Origin of the sequence: Xenorhabdus japonica, assembly GCF_900115195.1 — a bacterium.
GTDB lineage: Bacteria > Pseudomonadota > Gammaproteobacteria > Enterobacterales > Enterobacteriaceae > Xenorhabdus > Xenorhabdus japonica.
Genome location: NZ_FOVO01000023.1, coordinates 40282 through 60889, shown reverse-complemented (window position 1 = coordinate 60889; position 20608 = coordinate 40282). Strand labels below are relative to the sequence as shown.

Here is a 20608-nt window from a genome sequence, read left to right as displayed (position 1 = left end):
TAAAATCACCGATAATGCGACAGATGAAAGAGGCGCAAGATGGTCATGATTTCACTGGGATACATATGACCTTTTCTACGACGTAGGCGATATCCCTTCTTGAGACAAAACTGTTCCCATTGTGGAATGAAAAAACGACAAAAGTCATCGACACCGATGAAAATTTCAACTAAGTTGTTCATAGCCTGTTCCTCCCCGGAGCTGTTTCGGCCTTCACCAAAACATTGCTCCGGGAACAGGCTTCTCGTCAATTTCTTATCCAGAATTCGGGTTTGTTGGTTTCATGGCTTTCTTATGGATATGCCGAATCTAAAGGAGGAGTAATTCGGTTTTCTGGTGCAATTGTTGATCCCGGATGTCAAGTCATTGTATCAAATACTCAAGCCAATATCTCTTGCTATCGATTAGGGAAAAATCTCACTGTTAAACAAATCATTTCAACTCACAAAACGAAAAGCAATGTCATGCTTCCTGGTAACATAGGTGTTTCCAGCGTGAAGTGGACTGACAATCAGAAACGTGTGGCAATTGTTAATGTGGATTATTTTTAACTTAATAGACAGACGATGAGTTGCTCTTTGCATTAAGTATTATTTTGTCAAAAGAGCAACTTATATTTAAGGATAAAGAATTAGTCACAACGTCCCATATAGCGACGTTCTGCAATATGAATACGGATTTTTTCACCTGAACTCAGGTACTCTGGAACCTGAATAGTCAATTCTGTACTCATCTTAGCCGGTTTGGTGCGGGCGCTTGCTGATGCACCCTTGATACCCGGTGATGTTTCTTCAATGACCATATCAACAGTTTGAGGTAATTCAAGAGATAACAACTGCCCATCCATTGTCAGGACTTGCATTCCAGGTAGGCCATCTTCAGGAATAAAGAGTAATTCCTCTTCTATTTGATCTTTTTTGAAGTGATAAGGGGTGAAATTTTCGTCATCCATAAAAATATATTCATCACCGTCAATGTAGGAAAAACTCACGCCCCGGCGTGTTAATGTGATGGTTTCAAGAATGTCATCGCCTTTGAAACGTTCTTCCACTTTCTGACCAGTACGAATATCAGTAAAACGCATCTTATACAGAGTGCTGGCACCGCGTGCGCTGGGTGACTGAATATCGATGTCTTTAACTAATAATAGTTTTCCATTGTAGCTGATTGCGGTGCCACGCTTAATTTCATTGGCTTTAGCCATAGATACCTTCTATAAGAACAAGGAAATAGTGGAATGAATATTTAGGTGGCGACAAAATTACTCGCAGTTAGCCTGTTAGGCAAGAGATGAATGAATGCCCCAGTAAAAATACTGGAGCGAGTAAAAAACATTAACGATAAACTGGCAATATATTAAACAAAGATAGAATATGTGCTAGCGCATTTATCAAACCGAACAGGATAACAAAGATAATCAAAAAATTACCGCCCGGAGCTTGATAGCTAGATGTTGGATAGCGTTTACGGCTGGCTCGGGCCATTAAAGCAGGAACAATAACCGCCCAAATGGTTGCTGCCAGACCAGCAAAACCGATTGCATATAGGAAACCGTTTGGAAAGACCATAGCTAATACAGTGGGAGGAATAAAAGTAATAAGTGCTGTTTTAAAACGTCCTTTTCGTGAGTCGTCAAATTTAAAGAAGTCTGCCAGATAGTCAAATAGTCCTAATGATACACCTAAAAATGAACTCGCCAAGGCCATATATGAGAAGGCATTCAAGAGATTAGTTATTGTTGTATTATCGGAAGTCTTATCCATTTGTTGCAGCAAGTTACTAATATTACCACCATCAGCAATAATCTGCTTGAAGGCTTCACGAGGAATATTTCCCTGAATGACGTATTGCCATAAAATGTAAATCGCTAATGTTATTAAGGTTCCGTATAGTAAGCTGTGTACGACAGCTTTGCTGTCTCTATGGTAATACTTGACCAGCCCTGGAACATTACCATGATAACCAAATGAGGCCAGTAAATAAGGCAAAGCAATTAAAGCATAGGGTAAATAGCTTGAATTGGTATTTACCTGATCAAACAAGATAGCAGGCTTCACTTCGATAAACATACTACTAACGGACATGATAAAGGTAATCACCATTCCGCCTATCAAGATAGTGCTTAATCGATCTACTGCTTTAGTGGATAACCAAACAATAAAGGCAACGATAAAAGCGAAATACAGGCCGGATATTGATTGAGGTAGTGGAATAATATTCTTGATATTCTGAGAGAGAATTGAGCTGCCTGCTGAAATATAAGCATAGGTCAGTATATACAGAACGAAGGTGATGGATAAACCGTTAAGAGTGCTCCAGCCTTTGCCCAGCAAATCTTTAGTGACGGTATGGAAGCTGGAACCAGCAGGGTAATTCATATTGGCTTCCAAAATCATCAGACCTGAGAAATACATACATGCGCAGGTATACACCAGCAAAATGATTGATCCGGTAAACCAGACACCTGAACTGACAATCGGAATGGAAAACATACCTGCACCGACAGCAGTACCGGCAATAATCATAGCTCCACCAAATATGGAGGGACGTTTCAAATTTTGCGTTACCTCAATGGTCATATAGATTTCCTTATGAATGGTGTTACTTTGTACTAGCGCGACGATATATTAATGAATCATATGTGTAAACAAATAATTATGGGAAATAACTAAATTGCATTTGTTGCATTTTGCATACAAAGGTGAGGCAGGTGATCCGAGATAGCCTGCCTGAAGAGATTGATATTAAGTTGCAGAAGAGAATTGCGTTTTTTGCAACAGATTGATGGCATTACGACTGGCCTCAAAATGAGGTTCGGGTAGGTTATCAGGATTACACCAAATTAATTGTTCGCATTTCTCTGGTTCCATTAATTTGGGTCCACCTCCAGTATACTGTGCTAGTAGACAGACTGAAACTGTGTGCTTTCCTTCTTCCCGATACGTTTCGAGATTATTGCAAATACCATAAACTCTGGGATTTTGGATTGTTAGGCCAATTTCTTCTTGAATTTCTCGAATGGCGCATTCTTCAAAGGTTTCACCGGGATCGACATGACCACCAAAAATTGACTAGTACGGTGCATGCTGGCTGGTACGTTTTCCCAGTAGAATTTCACCCTTATCGTTAACGATAATGACACCAACTCCGACAATAACTGACACTGATATATTCCTCCGGATAGTATTTATTTATGCTGGTTCAGATAGGTTTTAGCCATTTGATAAAAATAATTCCGTCGCATATTTTTTACTTTTAGATTCCAGTAACACAATGATCAATCAGGTAGTAATTTTAACTGAAACGATTCAATTTTGATGTTATAAATAACAGATAAATCTTAATGTTATTTATGACCGTTTATTTAGGAGACATCGGGCAAGATGAGCCGTCGAGTTGCAACAATTACCTTAAATCCAGCTTATGATTTAGTGGGTTTATGCCCAGATATTGTTAAGGGAAATGTTAACCATGTACAGACGGCAGGGTTTCACGCTGCTGGTAAAGGAAACAATGTTGCGAAGGTACTGCGTGATTTAGGCATTGATGTTACTGTCAGTGGTTTTCTAGGGCGAGAGAATCAAGAAGGGTTTCAGCAGTTTTTTAACGAAAACAGTATAGTAAATCGTTTCCATTTGGTGTCAGGGCGAACGCGCATTAATGTCAAATTGACCGAAAAACAGGGTGAAGTAACGGATTTTAATTTTTCGGGTTTCCATGTAACGGAAGAAGAATGGAATCGATTTGTTAATGATTCTCTCACATGGCTGGGGCAGTTCGATATGGTTGTAGTCAGCGGTAGTTTACCCGAAGGGATTACCGCAGAATCGTTTGCGGATTGGATGATGCAATTACGGCAGTTTTGTCCCTGCGTTATCTTCGACAGTAGTCGTGAAGCTCTTGTAGCGGGCCTTAAGGCATCACCTTGGCTGGTAAAACCCAATCGACATGAGTTGGAAATTTGGGTAGGTAAGCCATTGCCGGATTTGAACAGTGTTATTGATGCAGCCCATGAATTGCGTAATAGAGGGATCGCCCATGTTGTCATTTCTTTGGGAGAGCAGGGAGCATTATGGGTGAATGTCTCTGGCGCATGGTTGGCAAAACCGCCACATTGTGAGGTAGTCAGTACGGTCGGGGCGGGAGACTCTATGGTTGGTGGATTGGTCTATGGTTTGCTGATGAGAGAATCCAGTGAACATACATTGCGTCTGGCAACCGCAGTTTCTGCACTCACGGTTAGCCAGCCTAATGTTGGGATTAAAAGCCGCACGGAACTTGCATTAATGATGTCAAAAATCGAGTTAATATCGGTCAGGTAATTAATTTTGCTGGGATTTTAGCCAGGAAATTTCTTGTTCCCAGATATCTGGATTGATCGTTTCAAGAATTAAGGGAATGCCATTGAAACGGTCATCTTTCATGATATACCTGAAAGGCGTTTTACCGATATTACCTTCACCAAGGCTGTGATGTCGGTCAACACGACTGGAAAATTCGCTCTTAGCATCATTCAGATGCATAGCTTTAAGATACCTGAACCCAACGATTTCATCGAATGCCTTGAAAGTTTCATCGCAATCTTTTTCAGTACGTAAATCATAACCAGCAGCGAAAGCATGGCAAGTATCAATACAAACTCCAACACGGGTTTTGTCTTCGACGCCGTCAATAATTGCCGCTAGTTGTTCGAATTTAAAACCAAGATTGGTGCCTTGTCCGGCAGTGTTTTCGATGACAGCGGTGACACCTTGTGTTTTGTCCAACGTAATATTAATGGATTCCGCAATACGAGCGAGGCATTTATCAATGTCAATTTTGTTGAGATGGCTGCCTGGATGGAAATTCAACAAGTCGATGCCTAACTGTTCACAGCGTTGCATTTCATCAAGGAACGCAGCACGGGATTTTTCCAGATTGTCTGCTTCTGGATGACCAAGATTGATTAGATAACTGTCATGAGGAAGGATTTGTCGGCTGCCATAGCCATAACGTTCACAATTCGCTTTAAATTTATCAATGATATCTGTCGATAACGGCGGAGCATGCCACTGACGCTGATTTTTCGTGAATAAGGCAAATGCTGTTGCGTTTAATTCATGGGCGCGGATCACCGCCTGATAAACACCGCCAGAGGCGCTAACATGGGCTCCAACAAATTTCATATCATTTTCTCCTGTGTTTTCGTCATTATGGCATTGTTCGCCCTGTTGATAAAATTTTGGCAGAAAAAATCAATTTAATTTGGCGTCAGATATATCATCATTCTAAATTAGCGCAATAAATGCTGGACACCTTGATTGACAATTAATCCTCCGGCTACTAGCCAGACAAATAAAATAAGTGCCAATAGAATAGGTTTAATTCCAGCTTGACGAATGGCACTGATATGAGTGGTTAACCCTAAAGAAACCATCGCCATTGCCAGCATGATGGTATCAGTAGCAATAATGTGGTTAACAAGGGACTCAGGTAATAAATGAAAAGAATTAAAACCCGCTGTGGTAATAAAAAATACAGCAAACCATGGAACAGTAATCGGCGATTTTTCTTGGTGGCTATTGCTATTTTTAGCTTCCATGCGGCTGAGATAGCCGGAAAGCAGTAATAGAAAAGGTGCCAATAGCATAATACGGATCATCTTACTGATAACGGCTGCATTTTCTGTATCGCTTCCTATTGTATGTCCAATGGCAACGACTTGAGCTACTTCATGCACAGTTGAGCCAGTAAAGATACCAAATGTCTCTTGAGAGAAATTAAACCATTGGTAATGGGCATTGAGTTGGTAGAACCATGGATAAATAAAGATTGTGAGAGTGCCAAAAATGACTACTGTAGAGACAGCTACGGCAACTTTACTGGCCGGAGCTTTAACAACAGGCTCTGTTGCCATAACCGCAGCGGCTCCGCAAATACTGCTTCCTGCACCAATCAGGATCACAGTTTGGCTATCCAGTCGCAAAAAAGTACGTCCAATCCACAATGCCATAAAAAATGTTGAAGAAAGCATAATGGCATCAATTAATATTCCAGTTGCACCAACATCTGTGATTTGTTGGAAAGTCAGGCGAAATCCATAAAGAATGATACCTGCTCGCAGTAGGTAGTGTTTGGAAAAATGGATGCCACTATCACAGGTGGATTTTAAGAAAGGATACACTGTATTGCCAATAATAATCCCTAACAGAATGGCAAGTGTCAGAACACCCAATCCCATATTTACAAACCAAGGAATATTACCGACATAGATAGCGAGTGCCGTCAGGACTGTGGCTAATATGACACCGGGAATTAATTTTAATGCAGTATGTTGGTAGGTTTTGATAAATTCCTCAACTTGATTTTTAGACCCAGCTTGATTTCCAGACTTACTTTGATTTTCAGGCATAGTGGCAGCTCTATTAACTTATTCATTTTAGGAATAAGAATATAGAAGATTATTAAATCAATAAAATTGATAATTTTTATATGTATGACCATAAAAACAGGTTAATTAAGGGCGACTTTTGTTAAGTTTCATAATACTGTCTAAAATCAAGACTACCTTTCTATTTTTTATTTTGCGTCCTGTGAGGCCATATGCGTATCACTCTGAGACAACTGGAGATTTTTGCAGAAGTTCTGAAAAGTGGTTCAACGACACGGGCTTCTCAGCAGTTGGCGTTATCACAATCTGCGGTCAGTGCTTCACTCACAGATCTTGAAGGACAGTTGGGAGTACAACTGTTTGATAGGGTCGGGAAACGTCTGGTTACCAATGAACATGGGCGTTTACTCTATCCTAAGGCATTAGCGTTACTTGAACAGGCTGGTGAAGTGGAACAGCTTTTCAAACTTGAATTGGGAGCATTACGATTAGCGGCTAGTAGTACGATTGGCAATTATATGCTGCCTGAAATGCTGGCGAGATACCGTCAGGATTACCCTGAGACACCATTGGAACTAAATATCAGTAATACTGAAGATGTAATAAAGGCGGTTGTTGAATTTCGTGTTGATTTGGGATTGATTGAGGGATTGTGTCATGATCCTGAATTGATCACACAATCATGGATGGAAGATGAATTGATTATTTTTTCCTCGCCAGAAAGCCCGTTGCTGCAACGTGAACTGAGCGTGGAGGACTTGATTAAGGCACCTTGGATATTGAGAGAAAAAGGCTCAGGAACAAGGGAGGTTTTGGATCATCTCTTGTTCTCACAAATGCCCAGATTTAATATTGCGATGGAATTGGGTAATTCAGAGGCTATCAAACATGCTGTGCAGTATGGGATGGGGATTAGTTGTCTTTCACGGCGGGTCGTTCAAGAACAACTGAAAAATGGAACATTATCTGAGCTTGTCATCCCTAGGCTTAGTCTTAATCGTACTTTGTACCTGATTTACCATCGTCAGAAACATATGTCCAATGCGTTACAGAAGTTACTGAGTTACTGCAATTAATATTGAGGGCATAATCGTGTAGCTAATAATTGGCTATGCATTATGAAGGTATCTTATAACCACGAATCACCGCTATTCTGGAAACGAAGATTTGTTACAATTCTACATTAAATTTTTTAAATGATATAGGAATAGAATGTCTCGAGAAGAATGTATGCCACCGGATCAGGCCCCAAAAAACCTGCGCCGTGAATTAAAAGCACGGCATATGGCAATGATTGCCATCGGTGGATCAATTGGCACGGGATTATTTGTTGCTTCTGGTGCAACAATTTCTCAGGCTGGTCCTGCGGGTGCCTTACTTTCCTATGCATTAATTGGCTTAATGGTCTACTTCTTGATGACCAGCTTGGGCGAATTAGCAGCATACATGCCAGTTTCGGGATCGTTTTCAACTTATGGTTCCAAATATGTTGATGAAGGTTTTGGCTTCGCATTGGGATGGAACTACTGGTACAACTGGGCGGTGACAATTGCGGTTGACCTTGTAGCCGCGCAATTGGTTATGGGATATTGGTTTAATGATGTTCCTGGCTGGGTATGGAGTGCATTGTTCCTTGGCCTGGTTTTCCTGTTGAACTTTATTTCCGTCAAAGGATTTGGCGAAGCTGAATATTGGTTCTCCTTGATTAAAGTCTCCACGATTGTTGTGTTCATCGTTGTTGGCATTTTAATGATCGTTGGCATCATGAAAGGTGCCGAAGACGCAGGTTGGCATAATTGGGTCATTGCTGACGCGCCGTTTGCGGGTGGTTTTTCAGCTATGATCGGGGTAGCTATGATTGTCGGCTTCTCCTTCCAAGGGACAGAACTAATAGGCATTACCGCGGGAGAATCGAAAGATCCAGCGAAAAATATCCCTCGTGCCGTACGTAAGGTATTCTGGCGTATCTTATTATTTTATGTGCTTGCTATTTTAATCATCAGCCTGATCATTCCTTATACTGATTCTAGTTTGTTACGCAATGACGTGAAAGATATCAGTGTCAGCCCATTCACTCTGGTATTTGAAAATGCCGGTTTATTGTCAGCAGCTGCGATAATGAATGCAGTAATATTGACCGCCGTATTATCTGCGGGAAATTCGGGAATGTATGCTTCTACCCGTATGCTATTCACGTTGGCAAAAGAAGGTAAGGCACCGAAAATTTTTAGCCACCTCTCTAAAGGTGGTGTTCCACGTAATGCACTGTATGCCACGACAGTGGTGGCTGGTTTATGTTTTCTTAGCTCCATGTTTGGCAATCAAACAGTTTATTTGTGGTTATTGAATACTTCAGGCATGACTGGATTTATTGCGTGGCTCGGAATTGCAATCAGTCATTATCGCTTTCGCAAGGGCTATGTTGCCCAAGGTCTTGATGTGAATGCGCTGCCATATCGTTCAGGTTTCTTCCCTATCGGGCCGATTTTTGCCTTTATTTTATGTTTGGTTATCACTTTGGGCCAAAATTATCAGGCGTTTTTGCAAGATAAGATCGATTGGTACGGAGTGACGGCAACTTACATTGGCCTCCCATTATTCCTGCTCATTTGGTTTAGTTTCAAGTTGAAAAAGAAAACTCGTTTTGTTAAGTACCATGAGATGAAATTTCCGGTATTCAAGTATACTGAAAAGGAATAATTTGTTAAAAAATATCAAAAAATTGATACTTTTTGATTAAAATGTTGTTTATTTTTTTACAAAAAGCTGCCTGTTCTGTGATGGAATTGGCAGTTTTTATTTTTCATGGGATTAGGGAAAGAATATGGATGGTAAATTTCGGATATACGACCCAATCGCATTGATAAGTATTCTTATTTGCTTTATTGTTAGCGTCACAATTGTTGTATGAAGAGGCTAACTAAAGTGAAGTTTGTATTTCGAGCAGTCGTGAAAAGTATGAGTATCAGTCTAATGGCAGGTTCTGCCATGATGGCAAGTTTTGCATCTTGGGCTGAAACAGTCACTGATGTTGCTGGGCGTACTGTTGAGGTGCCTGAGAAAGTCAATCGAATCTTATTGGGTGAAGGTCGTCTGTTCCATTCTGTTGCAATATTGGAAGGGGATAAACCTCTGGCTCGTATCGCTGGCTGGCAAGGTGATTTCCGCAAACTAGACCCACAAACTTACGCTATTTATAAAGCTAAATTTCCTGAAATCGATAATATCCCCCTGATTGGTAATACTAGCGCTGATAGTGTCAGCTCTGAAAAAGTGCTTACGCTCAACCCTGATGTTGCTATCTTTGGCTTGTCTGGACATGGCCCCGGAAAAAATAGCGAGTTGGTGAAACAGTTGGAAAAAGCAGGTGTACCTGTTGTTTTTGTCGATTTCCGCAATGATCCTTTGAAAAATACATTACCTAGCATTCGTATGTTGGGCAAAATTCTGCATCGTGAAGAGCAGGCTAATGCTTACGCTGATTTTTACGAGAAAAATCAAAAAATAGTAACCGATATTACGACTCGCATAGCGGATACTGAGAAACCTTCTGTATTTATTGAATTGAAAGCAGGTTCTAGTGAAGATTGCTGTGGTACGGCAGGTAACGGCAATATGGGGAACTTCATTGATTTGGCTGGTGGCAAGAATATTGCCAAAGAAGTGCTGCCTTCCCCATTAGGTACAATGAACCTAGAAAAAGTCATTGCTGAAGATCCTTATATTTACATCGCAAGTGGTGCACAAGATCCAAGTGATAAAAGTGAAGGGATTCAAATGGGAGCACGGACTTCTGCCGATATTGCCCGTGCTGGCCTGAAAACTATTACTGAACGTAAAGGCGTCAATAACCTGACTGCCGTGAAGGAAGGGCGTAGCCATGCTATCTGGCATCACTACTACAACTCTCCTTATAACGTTGTTGTTACTCAGGTTTTTGCTAAATGGTTCTACCCTGAAAAATTTGCCGATTTAGATCCGCAACAAACGTTGAAAGAGCTTCATAATAAATTCTTAGCTATTGAACCGGTAGGAACATATTGGGTCAGTGAGAAATAAGCAGTAATAGGTAATAAAAAATGAGTGTCACTACCGAGCCTATGCCAATGGTGAAACAGCAATTAAGTGATTGCGATATAAAAGCACATTATCGTCATATCCTGCGCCGACGTATTGCATGGATATTATTCATCGTTTTGGTGATTGGCACCTCTGTTGTATTGGATTTTACAATGGGACCATCAGGGTTATCACTACAAACCCTCTGGCAAACACTGGTTTCACCAGAAAGTGTTAACGTAGCAACACGGGTGATTGTTTGGGATATTCGATTACCTTATACCCTGATGGCGGTAGTGATCGGCCTATCGCTTGGATTGGCTGGCGCTGAAATGCAGACAATCCTGAATAACCCACTAGCTAGCCCATTTACGTTAGGGGTTTCCAATGCCGCTTCTTTTGGTGCGGCATTGGCTATTGTGCTTGGAATTGGTATTCCGGGAATACCAGATCAGTGGTTTATTTCTGCAAATGCTTTTCTCTTTGCGTTATTAGCTGCCCTGATGCTTGATGGTGTTACCCGTTGGACAAGAGTTGCAACCTCAGGCGTTGTATTGTTCGGAATTGCGATGGTATTTACATTCAATGCGTTAGTTTCGATGATGCAATTTATCGCTACGGAAGATACCTTACAAGGGTTTGTTTTTTGGACAATGGGTAGCTTAGGTAGAGCGACATGGGAAAAACTGGGCGTTATGATGTTAGTGTTCTCAGTCATTATGCCTATCTCAATGAGTAATTCTTGGAAGTTGACTGCTTTGCGTCTAGGAGAAGATCGCGCGATCAGCTTTGGTATTAATATCAGCCGCCTTCGTTTGGGAACATTGTTGCGTATCAGTATCCTGACGGCATTAGCGGTTGCATTTGTTGGTCCAATTGCTTTTATTGGATTGGTGGCTCCTCATATCGCCAGAATGATGTTTGGTGAAGATCATCGTTTCTTCCTGCCTGCGAGTGCGTTGATTGGTGCATTGGTTTTATCAATGGCTTCCATCGCTTCTAAGAACCTGATCCCGGGCGTTATCATCCCGGTTGGGATCGTAACATCGTTGGTCGGTGTGCCTTTCTTCCTGAGCATCGTTTTACGCCATAGGGGGAATGTATGAGTCAGGGACTAAAAATTAATCGATTGACGACAGGATATCCGAAGTATCCTGTGATTGAACATCTGGATATCAGTTCATTGCCACGTGGTCAAATCACCGTATTGTTGGGGCCGAATGGTTGCGGTAAATCAACACTCCTGCGTTCGCTGGCGGGATTGAATAAAGCCAGTGGTGAACTGCTGTTGGATGGGCAGGATTTGATAAAGATGAATTTTGCCCAACGTGCTCAAAACGTGGTTTATTTGCCTCAATCATTACCGGCAGGTGTGCATCTTCATGTATTGGAATCGGTTATCGTTGCTCAACGGGCATCAGGTGGTGTGAGCAGTAGCCAATGTGAACAAGAAGTCATGGAACTGCTGCGCCAGCTTGGTATTGAGCATTTGGCGCTCAGTTATCTGGACCAACTGTCTGGTGGTCAGAAACAGTTGGTTGGGTTGGCTCAATCATTAATCCGCCGTCCGACATTATTATTATTAGATGAACCATTAAGTGCTTTGGATTTAAATTACCAATATCATGTAATGGATTTAGTTGCACGTGAAACGCGTCGTCGTAATATTATTACGATTGTTGTTGTTCACGATATTAATATCGCATTGCGTCATGGTGACCATGTATTAATGCTAAAGAAAGGTAAATTAATTTCCGAAGGTATACCTGAACAAGTTATTACTTCAGGTAGTTTGGCGGAAGTGTATGGTATTAAAGGCCGAATTGAACGTTGTTCTCAGGGAGTTCCACAAGTATTAATTGATGGTTTAGTGACAGAATTAGTAAGTTAGAATAATAAAAGCTATAAATCAATTTATTAAAATTAAAATATAATTAATTTAATAAATACAACACTGACAGGGATAATTAGTTATCCCTGTTTGGTGGGCACGTGTTGGTTACCCATATTAATTTCAATAATTCTATTCTACCTTTTGGAGAATCGGGAATGGCTGTTTTTGCAAAGAAAAAAATTGTGTTAGGTATTGTTGCTGCTATTTCGTCCAGCACTGTTTTAGCTGCTAATAATAGTGAAGATAAAATTATTGTCACTACAGCGGCGGGGTTCCAGCAAAAGATTGAAGATGCACCAGCTTCTATTTCAGTTGTCAGCCGTGAGCAACTAGAAACTAAAGCCTACCGTGATGTGACAGACGCATTGAAAGATGTGCCGGGAGTGGTTGTTACTGGTGGTGGTAGTAAGAGTGATATTAGTATCCGCGGAATGGCATCAAAATATACTTTGATTTTAATTGATGGAAAACGGATGGATACTCGTACGACTCGACCAAACAGCGATGGTCCAGGTATTGAGCAGGGATGGTTACCTCCATTATCAGCTATTGAACGTATTGAAGTAGTGCGTGGACCGATGTCTGCTCTCTATGGCTCTGATGCTATGGGAGGAGTAATTAATGTTATTACGCGTAAAGTACAAAAAGAATGGAAAGCTAGTTTGCGTGCTGATACAACATTAACCGAAAGTAAAAATTCAGGTAATAGCTATCAAACCAATGTTTATGCAGCAGGTCCTGTAATTGATGGGGTATTGGGATTAAAAGTACATGGTCTGTTTTCTCATCGTAATGAAGATAAATTCTTTGATGGCTTTAGTGAACAAGAAATGCGCAGTGGAACTGCAACTGTATCTCTGACTCCGAATGAGCAAAATACTTTCGATTTCGAAATTGGGAGGTATGAGCAGGATCGCAGTACCACTGAAGGGAAATCGGATAATAGCTCAGATAAAGAAAAGTTTTCTCGCAATAATTATTCCATTACTCACAATGGTACTTATGATTTTGGTACAGTGACTTCCTATATTCAAAAAGATGAATCACGAAACCCGGGTCGTGAAATGAAATATAGTGACATTGTATTTAATAGTCATGCAAACTTTGTATTCGATATTCATACATTAAGTGTAGGTGGACAATATCGTTATGAGACGTTAAAAGACAATGGAAACAAACTAGAATCAAAGAAAGATATAAATAAATTAGACCGTTGGAGCTGGGCTTTGTTCGCCGAAGATGAATGGCAAACGACGAATGATTTCACTTTGACGAGTGGTATTCGTTTGGATAAGGATGAAGAATTTGGCACTCATTGGACTCCTCGTTTATATGGTGTTTGGCACTTAAATGAACAATGGACAGTAAAAGGTGGGGTAGCAACAGGATATCGTTCTCCTGAATTGCGTCAGGTTTCTTCTGATTGGGGGCAAGCTACAGGTGGTGCGTCCAGATTAATTAATGGATTTAGAGAGAAAACAGCAGTTATTGTTGGAAGTTCGGATTTGAAGCCAGAGAAAAGCTTCAATCAAGAAATTAGTATTATTTGGAATAATCAAGAGAACTTAAATATTGGTTTGACTGTGTTTAACACAGATTATAAGGATAAAATCACGGAATTACGCCGTTGTACCGATCCAAGTGGTGGTAAAAATAAAAAATGTACAATTGGTGATACAGCTTACAAATTTATCAGTGATCGTGTGAACGTAGATAAGGCTAATCTTCGAGGTATCGAATCTACAATAAATTGGGATATTGTCGAAGACTTATCATTAGCGGCAAACTATACATATACCGAATCAGAGCAAAAAAGCGGTAAAGAAAAAGGGATAGCTTTAAATAAAGTTCCAAAACATATGGTTAATGCAACATTGAATTGGCAGGCTCTTCCAGAAATGGAGACGTGGGCACGTGTAAACTTTAGAGGTAAATCAACGGAGTATATATATCGTGGTCAGCCAAAAGCAGGCACACCATCCTATACTTTTGTCGATCTTGGTATGGCTTATAATCTGACTAAAAATCTTCGCTTGTCAGGAGGCGTTTATAACCTCTTTGATAAACGTGTTACCCAAGAAACCCACGGAGCAGTCCTAGATGGTCGCCGTTACAATATCGGCGTTAATTATGATTTTTAACTAATATTTCGTTTTTTTATTAATATTAGTCATTATGCATAACATTTAGACATGATATAAAATCATCCCATCATCGATTTTGTGATGATGGGATGATTTTTTTTCTATCAAGATACTCATGATTAATTGGCAAATAGTTTTCCTCTGTGCTAAAAAACAACCAAAGGCCAATCAACGGATATGAAGGCGTTAGTCTTGAGCACAAACTCAGTAAGAGCTTATTTTATAAGGTCTTGTAGTGTCGTAAAAAATAATAAATTTTTAGTGTCGTGGCGCTTGCTATTTCTGGACTTGAAGTGCAAAATGCGTGCACTAAAAATAACTGGTGCGTAAATATGCACCAGTTATTTTTTTTGCTTTGAGTTATTTTTTACAACACCAAGAGGCCGGATTCTGTTCCGGATCGATATTGACCATAAGCAACCATAATTGAAACAGGGTTGCTGTACTGAGGAATGCAAATATGGAGCAACTATTCTCTTTTGCACTTGTGCCAATTGGCGCTCGTTGCTGCAACGATGACTACGGGGCATGGCCCTCTGTCAGTTCACCATCCTCTAATTCTTCTTTCTTTTCTGTCCATAGACAGATGCGAAGTCTACCCAGTAACTATCGATTAAGTAGTTGTATCAGTACCCAGATCGAAGTTATGGGAGGTTTCGCTCATGTCGCATAATTCAATCCCTATCGGCACTAACCAAGCCAGCGCCAGCAATCGCGTTCAATTGAGAAGAACATTGACTCTGTTTCAAGTAGTCATGATGGGTCTTGCGTACATGCAGCCAATGACCATCTTTGATACTTTTGGCATAGTTTCTAAATTGACGGATGGACATGTTGCGACATCTTATGCTATCGCACTGACCGCAATTTTATTTACAGCTTTAAGTTATGGAAAATTAGTAAAACGTTTCCCATCAGCAGGTTCCGCCTACACATACGTACAAAAATCAATGAATCCCCATCTTGGGTTTATGGTAGGTTGGTCGTCTTTACTAGATTATCTGCTTATGCCGATGATCAATATCTTGCTGGCAAAAATTTATCTTCAAGCCATTTTCCCAGGCATTGATCCTTGGATCTTTGTGGCTAGTTTGGCAGTATTGATGACAGTGTTCAACCTGAGTGGTATTAACGTTGTAGCAAACCTTAATGGCCTGATTGTGGTTGTGCAAATTGCTGTCATAGTGGCATTTGTCGGTTTCTTAATGTATGGCGTACATAGCGGGGAAGGTGCTGGCACTTTGTTCAGTATGCGACCGTTTACGTCGGAAGAAGCAAAATTGATTCCAATGATAACCGGAGCGACGATACTTTGTTTCTCTTTCCTCGGGTTTGATGGTATTAGCTCTTTATCTGAAGAAACACCTAATGCAGAAAAGGTTATTCCGAAAGCGATTTTCCTGACTGCATTAATTGGTGGTGTTATCTTCATTGCGGTGTCTTATTTCTTACAGCTCTATTTCCCTGATATTTCTCGGTTTAAAAACCCTGATGAATCTCAACCAGAAATTATGCTGTACGTTGCAGGGGCACTATTTCAATCAATTATTTTGGTGTTTTCCTGTGTAACCGTGATGGCTTCTGGTATGGCAGCACACGCAGGTGTATCTCGTCTACTCTATGTAATGGGGCGTGATGGTGTATTGCCTGAAAAAGTATTTGCTTATGTTCACCCTAAATGGCGTACTCCATCAATCAACGTGATATTGGTTGGCATTATTGCTTTATCCGCAGGTTGGTTGAATCTGGTGACTGCAACGGCTCTGATTAATTTTGGTGCATTGGTTGCATTTACGTTTGTGAACTTATCGGTGATTTCTCAATTCTATATTCGTGAACGTCGCAATAATACATTGAAAGATACCTTGAACTTCTTGATCTTACCACTTCTTGGTGCTGCGACTGTGGGTGTCTTGTGGATGAATTTGGAAGTAAACTCTATGGAATTAGGTTTGGTTTGGGGGAGCATTGGTCTTCTTTACATGTTTTTCCTGACTCGTAGCTTCCGTCAACCAATGCCACAGTTTACTGAATCATAGTCAGAAAGTGGTTTAGTTTATTGCTAAAAACCAGTAAGTTGAATTGAAAATTTGGTTTTAAAACAGCACCATCGGGTGCTGTTTTATTATATATAGAAAACCCCCTGCTAGGCCTGTCTTTTAGTCACATCTTAAATTACGAGCAAATAACCGCAATTTGATAAATATACCCAACTGATTTTAAAGGAAATATTCTCTAATGCTGTCTCGAGGAGTTTAAAATAATTTATATAAAAAACAGCAGGATACAAAGTTGTGTATAAGAGACAGGGCTATGCCGGGGGATACTTATTTTTAGTTTTTTGTGCATCCGTTTGGGGCACAATCAATACTGCCTTCTATGAAGGTAGATTTTTACTTGAAATGAAAAAAGAGTATAAATCATACAGATTTTATCAAAAGACATCATATAATAAATGGTAAATTAGCCATGCCTGATTTCATTGAGAGCTGGTCTGTCTGGCTCTAGTAAGGTAAGAGAATTATGATGAATGATGCTAAAAATCCTCAGAATCAGCAATTAATTGCCACTCTCACGAATATTGTTGGGTCCTCTCATATCCTCATTGAACCTAGAAAAACGGAACGCTACCGAAAAGGTTTTCGTTCTGGACAAGGAAATGCCCTTGCGGTTGTATTTCCGGGTTCATTATTGGAGCAGTGGAAAGTATTCAAAGCCTGTGTTGAGGCTGACAAAATCATTTTGATGCAGGCAGCCAATACTGGGTTAACGGAGGGATCAACACCGAATGGCAATGATTATGACCGTGATATCGTCATTATCAGTACCTTACGAATGGATAAAATTCAGATTCTTCAATCAACGAATCAAGTTATTGCGTTTCCCGGCAGTACATTGTGGCATTTAGAGAAGGAATTGAAACCATTGGGACGTGAACCACATTCAGTTATTGGTTCGTCCTGTATTGGTTCATCCGTTATTGGTGGAATTTGCAATAACTCAGGGGGTTCTTTGGTTCAACGGGGACCCGCTTATACTGAAATGGCACTTTATGGCCGAGTCAATGAAAAGGGGGAGGCTGAACTAATTAACCATTTGGGAATATCCTTGGGTGATCAGCCTGAAGATATTTTGATTTGTCTGGAAGAGCAACGTTATCGAACCGAAGATATTCAGCATGGCGATAGAGTCGCCTCTGATCATGAATATTCACAGCGCATCCGAGATGTAGATGCAGATACGCCATCAAGATTTAATGCTGATGAGCGCAGGTTGTTTGAAGCTTCGGGTTGTGCGGGAAAATTGGTTGTTTTTGCGGTCCGTCTTGATACTTTTCCGGCAGAGCCATCTTCGCAGGTTTTTTATATCGGCACTAACCAACCGGAAGTATTGACAGCATTGCGGCGCCATATTCTATCGAATTTCCAGCACTTACCAGTCGCTGGAGAATATATGCATCGGGATATATTTGATATTGCAGAAATATATGGGAAAGACACCTTTGTTATGATTGATAAACTGGGCACAGATAAAATGCCAATGTTTTTCAACCTGAAAGGACGAGTCGAGGCCACATTAGGCAAAGTGCCATTTTTGCCATCACATCTGACAGATCGTGTCATACAAGGGCTGAGCCGTTTATTACCTTCTCATTTACCCACTCGCCTGAAAGAATATCGAAACCGCTTTGAACATCATTTGATGCTGAAAATGTCGGGTGAAGGCATAAAAGAGGCGAGTGAGTGGTTGGAGAGTTATTTTAAGCAAGCTGATGGAGAGTATTTTGCTTGTTCCCCAGAAGAGGGGGCGAAAGCATTCTTACATCGTTTTGCAGCCGCAGGGGCAGCCATTCGTTATCAAGCTGTTCACAATAATGAAGTAGAAGATATTTTGGCATTAGATATCGCTTTGCGCCGTAATGATCGTGAATGGTTTGAAACTTTGCCCGCTGAAATCAATGAAGTATTAGTTCATCGGCTATATTATGGACATTTTATGTGTCATGTATTCCATCAAGACTACATCGTTAAAAAAGGTACAGATGTTCATGCATTGAAAATAAAAATGCTGGAGATTTTAAATCAACGAGGTGCGGAATATCCTGCCGAGCATAACGTTGGCCACTTGTATAAAGCTAAACCACAGCTTAAGCGCTTCTATCAATTGACGGATCCAACTAATACTTTAAATCCGGGGATTGGTAAAACTTCCAAGCTGAAAAATTGGGGGAGAGGGTGTGGTTGCCAATTTACTGAACATCAAAATGATTAGTTTGCATTCATGATGGAGCAAAAAAAGAAAAAGACCAACATTGATGTTGGTCTTTTTCTTTTTTAAACAAATATTCTCTTTATCGTTCAGGTTACAACTTGAAATCTATTGGGCATAGAATTTATATAGGATTTTATCCAGCTATTTGAATTGCATAATCAACCAGTGTTTTTAACTGGCGGCATTTTTCTTCATCAGATTGATATTCAATAAAAAGCCCTTCAATAGCTGCAAGATATTGGCTGATATTTTCCTGTGTTAGCGTATCTTGGCGATAGCGCAGCCAACGTTGTTGTTCATCATGATCCAGTGTTGCTGGATAATTTCTTGCACGATAGCGAAATAATAGTGGCTTAATGCGTGTATCTTGGAATGTTAGATCCAAGGCTGGTAAGTTTTGGGGGGAGGTTTTTCTGATAATTTCCATAGCAGTTTTGTCAGCATCACTGAAAAAACCGCTGTATAGTTTAGTATCGATATTATCAGATTCAGGAAATTCTTCTGGATGAGAAAACAGTTCAACGACTTTTTCTCTAATTTGTGGGTGATTGCGCAAAATAGCCAAATTTCGCTCACACTGGTTGCGATCTAATCCAACTCGCTCTGCATCTTTTGGGCGCAAGGTATTTTCAGGTGCAATGATTGGACATTTATTAATATGCACTAGTTTAATTGGCACCGGGCTTTGGTCTGGCTGTAATTCATCCCGTCGAGTATACAAACGTTCGCGTAATTCATCTGCGCTGAGTTCCAGAAGTGTAGAAACATCACCTGCCAGATCGCACATGATAACTGCATTGCGGTTACTTGGATGCCATGCCAAAGGGGCAATCAGACTAATATTGCTGCGCAGAGTTCCGAACATGCCCGATACATGAACCAGAGGTTTCATTTGTGGGATATCAATTTGATTGCTGACTTTCTGTTTATTTCTCAATTGGAAAAAATAATCGAACAGTTTAGGCTGGGCTTTTTTCACCAATTTTGCCATTGCAATAGTGGCATAAACATCGGACATAGCATCATGAGCATGAGTATGCTCAACTCCGTTGGCTTTTGTCAGATGTTCCAGTTTGAAGCTAGGCAATCCATCCTCATTTTCAGGCCAGACAATGCCTTCCGGACGCAGGGCATAGCAGGCACGTAATACATCAAGTAAATCCCAGCGGGAGTTGCCTTTTTGCCAGCTATAGGCATAAGGATCGTAAAAATTACGATAGAAGATATTACGGCTGACCTCGTCATCAAAACGAATATTATTATAGCCAAGAATACATGTATTGGGTTTGCTGAATTCTTCATGAATTAGCCGGGCAAATTCAGCTTCGTTGACACCTTTTTTTAATGCCAATTGAGGTGTAATTCCTGTGATCATGACAGCTTCAGGATCGGGAAGATAATCGTCAGCGGGAGCACAATACACCACTAAAGGCTCTTCAATGATATTGAAATCACTGTCGGTGCGAACTCCCGCAAATTGTGCGGGACGATCTAGGGCCGGATGCTTACCAAAAGTTTCATAGTCATGAAAGTAGAAACTTTGATTTTCTTTACTGGTATTCAAGATTGTGTACTCTCCGTTATCACTAATTTTTATTATTACTAATCAATGGATTATACTTCCATTGGTGTCTCATCTATCCAATTCTATCGCTAGGTATATTTCTTGTTTGGTTAAATCCAAATCAAGGATATCCACCAAATTTATATACGAAGTGCGCGTCAAAAACGATGACTCTCAATGACACTAAATCACGTGTTGTACATGGTAAACCATATTATCATGGCAGTGGTAGCTATTGGATTCCAGGTGTGTAGGAAAGAAATTTGATTAGGAATATATCTGGAAAGTAGTTTTCATCAATAAAT

General features: G+C 40.4%; 16 protein-coding genes and 2 pseudogenes. 11 read left to right on the top strand and 7 right to left on the bottom strand.

The annotated features are described in order from the left end of the window. Positions 1–8: 8 nt before the first annotated feature. Positions 9–182 (bottom strand): annotated as a pseudogene (locus BM135_RS10375) (IS982 family transposase); the annotation flags it as partial. Positions 183–224: 42 nt separating this feature from the next. On the opposite strand from BM135_RS10375, the gene BM135_RS10370 reads away from it, so the two are divergent. Beyond that, on the top strand, positions 225–551 hold the full coding sequence (locus BM135_RS10370; RefSeq protein ID WP_245737367.1) for a type 1 fimbrial protein: 327 nt from the start codon (positions 225–227) through the stop codon (positions 549–551). Between the two features lie 80 nt (positions 552–631). Here the strand turns inward: BM135_RS10370 and yeiP are convergent, their stop codons facing one another. The 3 genes and pseudogenes from yeiP to BM135_RS10355 form a co-directional block, all read right to left on the bottom strand. Beyond that, positions 632–1204, bottom strand: coding sequence for an elongation factor P-like protein YeiP (gene yeiP, locus BM135_RS10365; protein WP_092519666.1), 573 nt, complete (start codon positions 1202–1204; stop codon positions 632–634). 130 nt (positions 1205–1334) lie between these two features. Continuing rightward, the gene (mtr, locus tag BM135_RS10360) at positions 1335–2579 is read right to left on the bottom strand and encodes a tryptophan permease (protein WP_092519665.1); all 1245 of its coding nucleotides are present in this window, start codon (positions 2577–2579) and stop codon (positions 1335–1337) included. A 165-nt stretch (positions 2580–2744) separates the two neighbouring features. Further along, positions 2745–3164, bottom strand: a pseudogene (locus BM135_RS10355) (nucleotide triphosphate diphosphatase NUDT15). Between the two features lie 219 nt (positions 3165–3383). On the opposite strand from BM135_RS10355, the gene fruK reads away from it, so the two are divergent. Continuing rightward, a complete protein-coding gene (fruK, locus tag BM135_RS10350; protein WP_092519664.1) occupies positions 3384–4322 on the top strand; it encodes a 1-phosphofructokinase in 939 nt (312 codons plus the stop codon). Here the strand turns inward: fruK and nfo are convergent, their stop codons facing one another. Then, complete coding sequence (gene nfo / locus BM135_RS10345; RefSeq protein WP_092519663.1) at positions 4323–5165, bottom strand: deoxyribonuclease IV; 843 nt, start codon at positions 5163–5165, stop codon at positions 4323–4325. A gap of 107 nt (positions 5166–5272) precedes the next feature. Next, positions 5273–6391, bottom strand: a complete 1119-nt coding sequence (locus BM135_RS10340; RefSeq protein ID WP_092519662.1) for a YeiH family protein — start codon at positions 6389–6391, stop codon at positions 5273–5275. Between the two features lie 191 nt (positions 6392–6582). Between BM135_RS10340 and yieE the strand changes: the two genes are divergently transcribed. The 9 genes from yieE to dld all read left to right on the top strand — a co-directional run bounded on the left by yieE (position 6583) and on the right by dld (position 18739). Continuing rightward, the gene (gene yieE / locus BM135_RS10335; RefSeq protein ID WP_092519661.1) at positions 6583–7446 is read left to right on the top strand and encodes a DNA-binding transcriptional regulator YeiE; all 864 of its coding nucleotides are present in this window, start codon (positions 6583–6585) and stop codon (positions 7444–7446) included. Between the two features lie 136 nt (positions 7447–7582). After that, positions 7583–9070 (top strand): amino acid permease, encoded by a 1488-nt coding sequence (locus BM135_RS10330; RefSeq protein WP_092519660.1) that lies wholly within the window; start codon positions 7583–7585, stop codon positions 9068–9070. A 258-nt stretch (positions 9071–9328) separates the two neighbouring features. After that, positions 9329–10429, top strand: a complete 1101-nt coding sequence (locus BM135_RS10325) for an ABC transporter substrate-binding protein (RefSeq protein ID WP_422646147.1) — start codon at positions 9329–9331, stop codon at positions 10427–10429. A gap of 20 nt (positions 10430–10449) precedes the next feature. Continuing rightward, on the top strand, positions 10450–11535 hold the full coding sequence (locus BM135_RS10320) for a FecCD family ABC transporter permease (RefSeq protein WP_092519658.1): 1086 nt from the start codon (positions 10450–10452) through the stop codon (positions 11533–11535). Next, positions 11532–12320, top strand: coding sequence for an ABC transporter ATP-binding protein (locus BM135_RS10315; protein ID WP_092519657.1), 789 nt, complete (start codon positions 11532–11534; stop codon positions 12318–12320). Before BM135_RS10320 ends, BM135_RS10315 begins: the two co-directional genes overlap by 4 nt. Positions 12321–12478: 158 nt before the next feature. Continuing rightward, positions 12479–14464, top strand: a complete 1986-nt coding sequence (locus BM135_RS10310) for a ligand-gated channel protein (protein WP_092519656.1) — start codon at positions 12479–12481, stop codon at positions 14462–14464. A gap of 463 nt (positions 14465–14927) precedes the next feature. Continuing rightward, positions 14928–15140: a hypothetical protein gene (locus BM135_RS10305; protein ID WP_092519655.1), complete on the top strand. Its 213-nt coding sequence runs from the start codon at positions 14928–14930 to the stop codon at positions 15138–15140. Further along, on the top strand, positions 15130–16506 hold the full coding sequence (locus BM135_RS10300) for an APC family permease (protein WP_092519654.1): 1377 nt from the start codon (positions 15130–15132) through the stop codon (positions 16504–16506). Before BM135_RS10305 ends, BM135_RS10300 begins: the two co-directional genes overlap by 11 nt. A gap of 487 nt (positions 16507–16993) precedes the next feature. Continuing rightward, positions 16994–18739: a D-lactate dehydrogenase gene (gene dld / locus BM135_RS10295; RefSeq protein WP_092519653.1), complete on the top strand. Its 1746-nt coding sequence runs from the start codon at positions 16994–16996 to the stop codon at positions 18737–18739. A 133-nt stretch (positions 18740–18872) separates the two neighbouring features. Here dld and sbcB read toward each other — a convergent pair whose 3' ends face one another. Beyond that, the gene (gene sbcB, locus BM135_RS10290) at positions 18873–20303 is read right to left on the bottom strand and encodes an exodeoxyribonuclease I (RefSeq protein ID WP_092519652.1); all 1431 of its coding nucleotides are present in this window, start codon (positions 20301–20303) and stop codon (positions 18873–18875) included. Between the last annotated feature and the right edge of the window lie 305 nt (positions 20304–20608).

Excerpts from the sequence above, each read along its gene's own strand:
- yeiP (WP_092519666.1), bottom strand. The coding sequence starts at position 1,204 with ATGGCTAAAGCCAATGAAATTAAGCGTGGCACCGCAATCAGCTACAAT.
- mtr (WP_092519665.1), bottom strand. The coding sequence starts at position 2,579 with ATGACCATTGAGGTAACGCAAAATTTGAAACGTCCCTCCATATTTGGT.
- fruK (WP_092519664.1), top strand. The coding sequence starts at position 3,384 with ATGAGCCGTCGAGTTGCAACAATTACCTTAAATCCAGCTTATGATTTA.
- nfo (WP_092519663.1), bottom strand. The coding sequence starts at position 5,165 with ATGAAATTTGTTGGAGCCCATGTTAGCGCCTCTGGCGGTGTTTATCAG.
- BM135_RS10340 (WP_092519662.1), bottom strand. The coding sequence starts at position 6,391 with ATGCCTGAAAATCAAAGTAAGTCTGGAAATCAAGCTGGGTCTAAAAAT.
- yieE (WP_092519661.1), top strand. The coding sequence starts at position 6,583 with ATGCGTATCACTCTGAGACAACTGGAGATTTTTGCAGAAGTTCTGAAA.
- BM135_RS10330 (WP_092519660.1), top strand. The coding sequence starts at position 7,583 with ATGTCTCGAGAAGAATGTATGCCACCGGATCAGGCCCCAAAAAACCTG.
- BM135_RS10325 (WP_422646147.1), top strand. The coding sequence starts at position 9,329 with ATGAGTATCAGTCTAATGGCAGGTTCTGCCATGATGGCAAGTTTTGCA.
- BM135_RS10320 (WP_092519658.1), top strand. The coding sequence starts at position 10,450 with ATGAGTGTCACTACCGAGCCTATGCCAATGGTGAAACAGCAATTAAGT.
- BM135_RS10315 (WP_092519657.1), top strand. The coding sequence starts at position 11,532 with ATGAGTCAGGGACTAAAAATTAATCGATTGACGACAGGATATCCGAAG.
- BM135_RS10310 (WP_092519656.1), top strand. The coding sequence starts at position 12,479 with ATGGCTGTTTTTGCAAAGAAAAAAATTGTGTTAGGTATTGTTGCTGCT.
- BM135_RS10305 (WP_092519655.1), top strand. The coding sequence starts at position 14,928 with ATGGAGCAACTATTCTCTTTTGCACTTGTGCCAATTGGCGCTCGTTGC.
- BM135_RS10300 (WP_092519654.1), top strand. The coding sequence starts at position 15,130 with ATGTCGCATAATTCAATCCCTATCGGCACTAACCAAGCCAGCGCCAGC.
- dld (WP_092519653.1), top strand. The coding sequence starts at position 16,994 with ATGAATGATGCTAAAAATCCTCAGAATCAGCAATTAATTGCCACTCTC.